The 5,467-nt window shown below is 70.8% G+C and carries 6 protein-coding genes and 2 pseudogenes; 2 read left to right on the top strand and 6 right to left on the bottom strand.

What is annotated here, in order from left to right; genetic code table 11:
- The 4 genes and pseudogenes from ABDW35_RS31335 to ABDW35_RS31320 form a co-directional block, all read right to left on the bottom strand.
- Positions 1-249 (bottom strand): annotated as a pseudogene (locus tag ABDW35_RS31335) (diadenosine tetraphosphate hydrolase); the annotation flags it as partial.
- A complete protein-coding gene (locus ABDW35_RS31330) occupies positions 246-1,028 on the bottom strand; it encodes an SDR family oxidoreductase (protein ID WP_343717764.1) in 783 nt (260 codons plus the stop codon). The pseudogene ABDW35_RS31335 and the gene ABDW35_RS31330, both read right to left, overlap by 4 nt.
- A gap of 46 nt (positions 1,029-1,074) precedes the next feature.
- Positions 1,075-1,980, bottom strand: coding sequence for an aminoglycoside phosphotransferase family protein (locus ABDW35_RS31325; RefSeq protein ID WP_343717763.1), 906 nt, complete (start codon positions 1,978-1,980; stop codon positions 1,075-1,077).
- A complete protein-coding gene (locus ABDW35_RS31320) occupies positions 1,968-2,537 on the bottom strand; it encodes an AAA family ATPase (RefSeq protein ID WP_343717762.1) in 570 nt (189 codons plus the stop codon). The genes ABDW35_RS31325 and ABDW35_RS31320 overlap by 13 nt, the downstream gene beginning before the upstream one ends.
- 89 nt (positions 2,538-2,626) lie before the next feature.
- On the opposite strand from ABDW35_RS31320, the gene ABDW35_RS31315 reads away from it, so the two are divergent.
- Positions 2,627-3,376: an HAD-IA family hydrolase gene (locus ABDW35_RS31315; protein WP_343717761.1), complete on the top strand. Its 750-nt coding sequence runs from the start codon at positions 2,627-2,629 to the stop codon at positions 3,374-3,376.
- Here ABDW35_RS31315 and ABDW35_RS31310 read toward each other — a convergent pair.
- On the bottom strand, positions 3,318-4,103 hold the full coding sequence (locus tag ABDW35_RS31310; protein WP_343717760.1) for an inositol monophosphatase: 786 nt from the start codon (positions 4,101-4,103) through the stop codon (positions 3,318-3,320). The genes ABDW35_RS31315 and ABDW35_RS31310 overlap by 59 nt on opposite strands.
- 259 nt (positions 4,104-4,362) lie before the next feature.
- On the bottom strand, positions 4,363-5,088 hold the full coding sequence (locus tag ABDW35_RS31305; RefSeq protein WP_343717759.1) for a GntR family transcriptional regulator: 726 nt from the start codon (positions 5,086-5,088) through the stop codon (positions 4,363-4,365).
- A 177-nt stretch (positions 5,089-5,265) separates the two neighbouring features.
- Here ABDW35_RS31305 and ABDW35_RS31300 point away from each other — a divergent pair.
- A pseudogene (locus ABDW35_RS31300) lies at positions 5,266-5,467 on the top strand (bifunctional D-altronate/D-mannonate dehydratase); the annotation flags it as partial.

Here is a 5,467-nt window from a genome sequence, read left to right as displayed (position 1 = left end):
GATCTTCATCGCCGGGAACGCCGCGGCCAGGGCGCAGGCGGCCAGCATCGTCTCCTGGTGCAGCGTCGCCTGGTCCTCGGGTGGCAAAGCGTGCCACTCGACCGCCTTGGCCCGGCGCGGCACCAGCAGCAGCCAGGGGAAGCGGCGGTCGTTCATCAGCCGGACCTGCGACAGCGACCAGTCGCGCCACTCCAGGGTCGAGCCCGCGATCCGCGGGTCGAGGGCGAAACCCGCCTCTTTCGCGCTCATGACGGCAGCCCCGCGCGGCGGCGCAGCCCCGGGTCGCGGATGCTCAGCTCCTCGCCGACCAGGTCCTGTGCCTCGGGCCCGCACAGCCAGGCGATGACGCGGGCCGGATGCTCCGGCGGGGCATGCGCCTCGCGCGGCATCTGGCTGACCGGATTCATGCCGGAGGCACGGATCTCGCCCTGCATCTCGGTATCAACCGTGCCCGGGCGGAAGCCGAAGGCCCGGATGCCCTGCCCGGCATATTCCAGATGCAGCGACCGGGTCAGCATCGCCAGGCCGGCCTTGCCGGCGCAATAGGCGCTCCAGCCCTCCTGGACGTTCTCGGCGGCGCCGGAGCTGACATTGATCACCGTGCCGCCGCCGGCCTCGACCATGCCGGGCAGCGCCGCCCGCAGCACGGCATAGGCGCCCAGCAGGTTGACGGTGACGTTGCGGGCCCAGTCGGCCGGGTCGCAATCGAGGATATGGCCGATCGGCCCGACCATGCCGGCGTTGTTGACCAGGATGGTCGGCGCGCCCAGCGCCTCGGCCGCCTCCTCCACCAGCGCCTCGGCCCAGGCGATGTCGCCGATGTCGCCTGGGATGGCGACGGCGCGGCCGCCGGAAGCATTCAGCTCCTGCGCGATCGCCTCGATCGCCTCGGCCGAGCGGGCGGTCAGCGCCACCGCGGCCCCTCGCGCCGCCAGCACCCGCGCCGCCGCGGCGCCGATGCCGCGGCTGGCCCCGGTGACCAGGGCCACCTGCCCGTCCAGCCGGGGCAGAGCATCGGGTTCAGTCATGGTCACAGATTCCTCCCTCCAACTCGCAAAGTCTGGCCCACGCCGGTCACAGCACCAAATCGACGGCCTTCCGGACCCAGGCCAGATCTTCCGCCAACGTCCGCCCGCAATGCCGCACATGAGCCGCGATGCCGCGGCGGTAGGCCAGGTAGCAGATCGCGCTGGCAGCGTTGTACAGCCGGACACGACGGCGGTCGATCCTGCGGCCCGCAGCCGGCTCATAGGCAGCGATCGCGGTGTCCAGCAGGCTTTCATCCGCGTGGTCGAAGACGAGATAGCGGAAATCGTGATGGCGATCGTCCCAGGCGGCGCCGTCATAGTCGAAGACACCCCGGAGGTCGCCGTTGGCCGGGTCGACCGCGATGTTGTGCACCCCGAGATCACCATGCACCAGCGAGCGATCGTCCTCCGGCACATCAAGCGCGTCCTGCATCTCCAGCACCCGGTCGATCCGGGCCAGGAGCGAGGCGTCGTTGGTCACGTCCGGCAGCCGCTCCCGGATCCAACTGATCGGCTTCGGCCAGGGAACACGCTCCGGCAGCCAGCCTGCGACATCAGGCCGGTCGATCCGGCCGTGCTGCTCCGCCAGGACCAGGCCCAGGGCATGCCCGAGCCGACGGGCCACGGCCCGGTCGGCCGCGATGCGCGCATAGAGGGCGACGGGGTCACAGAGACCGGGCACGGCCGCCCGAAGATCGAAACCTGTCCCGGATTCGTAGAGAACCCGCGGCACCCTGAAGCGGCAGCGTTCGGCCAGCAGGCAGAGCAGTCGGCGGTCCGCGGCCAGCCGCCGCTCGCCCTCCCCATTCGCGGGAAACCAGGCCATCCGGTCACCGGGCAGCCGGGCCAGCCAGCGATCCTCCCGCGCCTCCAGCGCAATCTCATCCGGGCGAAGATCGAGACCCGCCTCCCGCAGCGTGGCGCGGACCTCTTCTGGGCTCACCCCTGCCATGCTCGCCCCTCGACCCGGCGGAACGCGAGCACGCGGCGCACCCGCTCCTCCACCGTGGTGTCGCCCTCGATCCGCAGCACCGGGCAGGGCAGGCGCGACAGCCAGGCATTGTGCGCCTCGAGGTTGCGGCCGACCCGGGTGCCGACATCGTAGGCCTCCGCCCAGTCGAGGAAGGCGTGGTGCGTGGCGTGCATCGCCCCGCCGGGGGCCAGTGCCGCGGCGCCGTAGCGCTCGATCTCGCGGGTCCGCAGCCGCGCCAGCCGCAGCGCCGGCGGGATGTAGAGGAAGACGACGAGGTCGAATCGCGGGATCAGAGGGTCGCCCCAGCTGATCAGCGAGCCGGTCAACACCCAGCGATCGGCCCGGTCGAGCGCCTCGTCCAGCATCGCCAGCCGGTCGGGGATCGGCCGCTTGTCTTGGAACGGCGGGTCGGTGGGCAGCCAGTAGACGTCGTCGGTGTCCAGGTGCAGCGCGCCGGTCGCAGCCGCCAGAGCCCGGCCCAGCGTCGTGGTGCCGGAGCCGGATGCGCCGGTGATATGGATGCGCCTGGGCGCCATCGGTTCTCCCTTACGCTCTGCGGCTTGCACATAGCGCAGCGGCGTGATGTTGTCGCCCGCCTCTCTCCGTTTTGCTCCCTGGGCCTGCCATGCTGGTGATCTTCGACTGCGACGGCGTTCTGATCGATTCGGAAGTGATCTTCTGTGCCGTCGATTCCGAGGCGCTGGCCCGGCTGGGCCACACCGTGGCGCCCAGCGAGATCGCCCGGCGCTTCTGCGGCACGCCGCACCATGTGGCCTGGACCACGCTGGCGGCCGAACTGGGCTTCACGGTCGAGGACAGCATCATCGAGGAGATCCGGGCGGAGAGCGCGCGCCGCTTCGCCACCGAGCTGCGCGCCATTCCCGGCGCTGCCGAGGCGATCGCGGCGGCGGCGAAGCTGGGCCATCCGCCCTGCGTCGCCTCCTCCACCGGCCTGCCCAATCTGCGCCGCAACCTGGAGACGGCCGGGCTGCTGGCGGCGGTCGACCCGCATGTGTTCTCGGCCAGCCAAGTCAAGCGCGGCAAGCCGGCGCCGGACGTGTTCCTCTACGCCGCCTCGCAGATGGGCACCGACCCGGCGGACTGCCTGGTGATCGAGGATTCGATCCACGGCGTCACCGCCGCCCGCCGCGCCGGGATGAAGGTGGTCGGCTTCACCGGCGGCGGCCATGCCGATGACGGGCTGGGCCAGCGCCTCAAGGCCGCCGGCGCCGGCCGGACCTTCGCCACGATGGCGGAGGTCGCGGCCTGGCTGGCCGCCGGAACGCCGCCGGAGCGCTACAGCCTGGGCGACGTCCTCAGACCAGCGCCCGGAGCTGGCGCGCCAGGTCCGCGACGCCCGGCGCCGCGGCGGTGACCGGGCCGCTCTGCGCCCCGCTCTCGATGAAATCATCGGTGACGCCGCCGGCCTCGCGCACCAGCACCAGCCCGGCCATCACGTCCCAGGCATTGGTGTGGGCGGCGGCGTAGCCGTCGAAGCGACCATCGGCGACATAGGCCAGCGACATCGCAGATGAGCCGAGCCGCCGGTATTCCGCGCCATGGGTCAGGATGTGGCCGATCTGCTGGACATGCTCCTCGATCTTGCGGCCCGGCGAGTAGCCGACGCCGATGATCGCGGAATTCGGGCCGGCCTTGGCGTTGACTGTGATCGGCGTGCCGTTGCGGGTCGCCCCCTGCCCCGTCGCGGCGCTGTACAGCTCGTCCCGCACCGGCTCGTAGATCACGCCCAGCGCCGGCTTGCCGTCGATGGTGGCGCCGATCGAGACGCACCAGACCGGCCGGTCGCGCAGGAAGTTCGAGGTGCCGTCGATCGGGTCCAGGCCCCAGACGATGCGGGCACCCTGGCGGTCCAGCCCGAACTCCTCGCCCAGCACGGCGTGGTCGGGGAAGATCTCCTTCAGTCGGCCGCGGATGAGGGTCTCGACCGCCTTGTCGACCACTGTGACGAAATCCTGCGGCCCCTTGGCCTCGACCTCCAGCGCCTTGTGGTCGGCCAGATGGGCCAGGGCCAGTTGCCCGCCCGCCCGGGCCAGCGCCTCGGCCACGATCCGCATCAGGGCGAGGGTCTGTTGATCGCTCACCGTATGCTCCTGTCTTTTCGGAAGGCCCGGATCATCGGCGGGCGGGACTACACTCGGCAATCACCGTTTGCGCGACCCTGCCCTCGAACCATCATCCCTGACCCGTCAGCCCTATTGTCATTGCCGGGCTTGACCCGGCAATCCAGGGGCCACCGGGAGCGGCTCTTGAAAGCCCCTGGATCCTCGGGTCAAGCCCGAGGATGACAGCTTTGGTAACCGACCAACGTATGAAGCCATTCCGCCTGCCCCGACCGGCCGGTCACCCCTCCAGCTCGAACAGTTCCGGCCGGCGCTCAGCGATGGGGCCGAGCGAGGACAGGATCTCGCGCAGATGCCGCCTCATCGCCGCCTCGGCGGCATCGGCGTCGCGCGCCCGCAGACCGGCGACGATCTCCTCATGCTGGGCGATCAGCATCTCCAGCGGCGAGACGTCGGGCAGGCTGAGATAGCGCACCCGGTCCATCTGCGCCTTCATGTTCTCGATCGTGCTCCAGGCCGGCAGGCAGTCGATCGCCTCGATGATCAGGCGGTGGAAGCCCTCGTCCAGCGCCAGGAAGCCGGCATGGTCGTGCCGCCGGGCGGCGGCGTGCTGGGCCTCGAGATTGCGGTCCAGACGCTGCAGGCCGGCGGCGTCGATGCTCTCGGCCGCCAGGCGCACCACCGCCGCCTCCACCGCCTCGCGGATGAAGCGGCCCTGCTCGACCTGGCGGCGCGAGATCTTGCGCACCCGGGTGCCGCGCTGCGGAAGCACTTGCAGCAGCCCGGCCTCGACCAGCTTGATGAAGGCCTCGCGCACCGGCTGGCGCGACACGCCGAACATCCCCGACCCGTCCTTCTCCGACAGCGCCGTGCCGGGCGGCAGCAGGCCGGTGATGATCGCCTGGCGCAGCCCCTCATAGACCTGCCGGCCGATCGGCCCCTCCCCGCCCAGGGGAATGTGGTCCGGCAGTGTCCGGGGCGCGCCCGCCCTCTTTCGTCCGGCCATGCATCCTCCCGTTCCGGCCCGTTGCAGGCCCAGCATACAGGGCTTCGCCGCGTGGTGTAGACCATCGCGGATTGCTCTTCGCCATACTTGTATGGTGATTTTAGATACGCTATGGATCTGTCGCTGCCCGCCGCCTCGACGCGGCGCTGGACAGCCGAATCCGGGAGAGAACGCGCCATGAAGATCGTCCGCGCCGATATCATCGTCACCTGCCCCGGGCGCAACTTCGTCACGCTGAAGCTGGTCACCGATGACGGCGTGCACGGCATCGGCGATGCCACGCTGAATGGGCGCGAGCTGGCGGTGGCCAGCTATCTCCGCGACCATGTCTGTCCCCTCCTGGTCGGGCGCGACCCGCACCGGATCGAGGACATCTGGC

Origin of the sequence: Inquilinus sp. (genome assembly GCF_039594555.1) — a bacterium.
Taxonomy (GTDB): Bacteria; Pseudomonadota; Alphaproteobacteria; order DSM-16000; family Inquilinaceae; genus Inquilinus.
The sequence above is the reverse complement of the archived record's forward strand: the minus strand, read 5'-3'. Positions and strand labels throughout refer to the sequence as shown.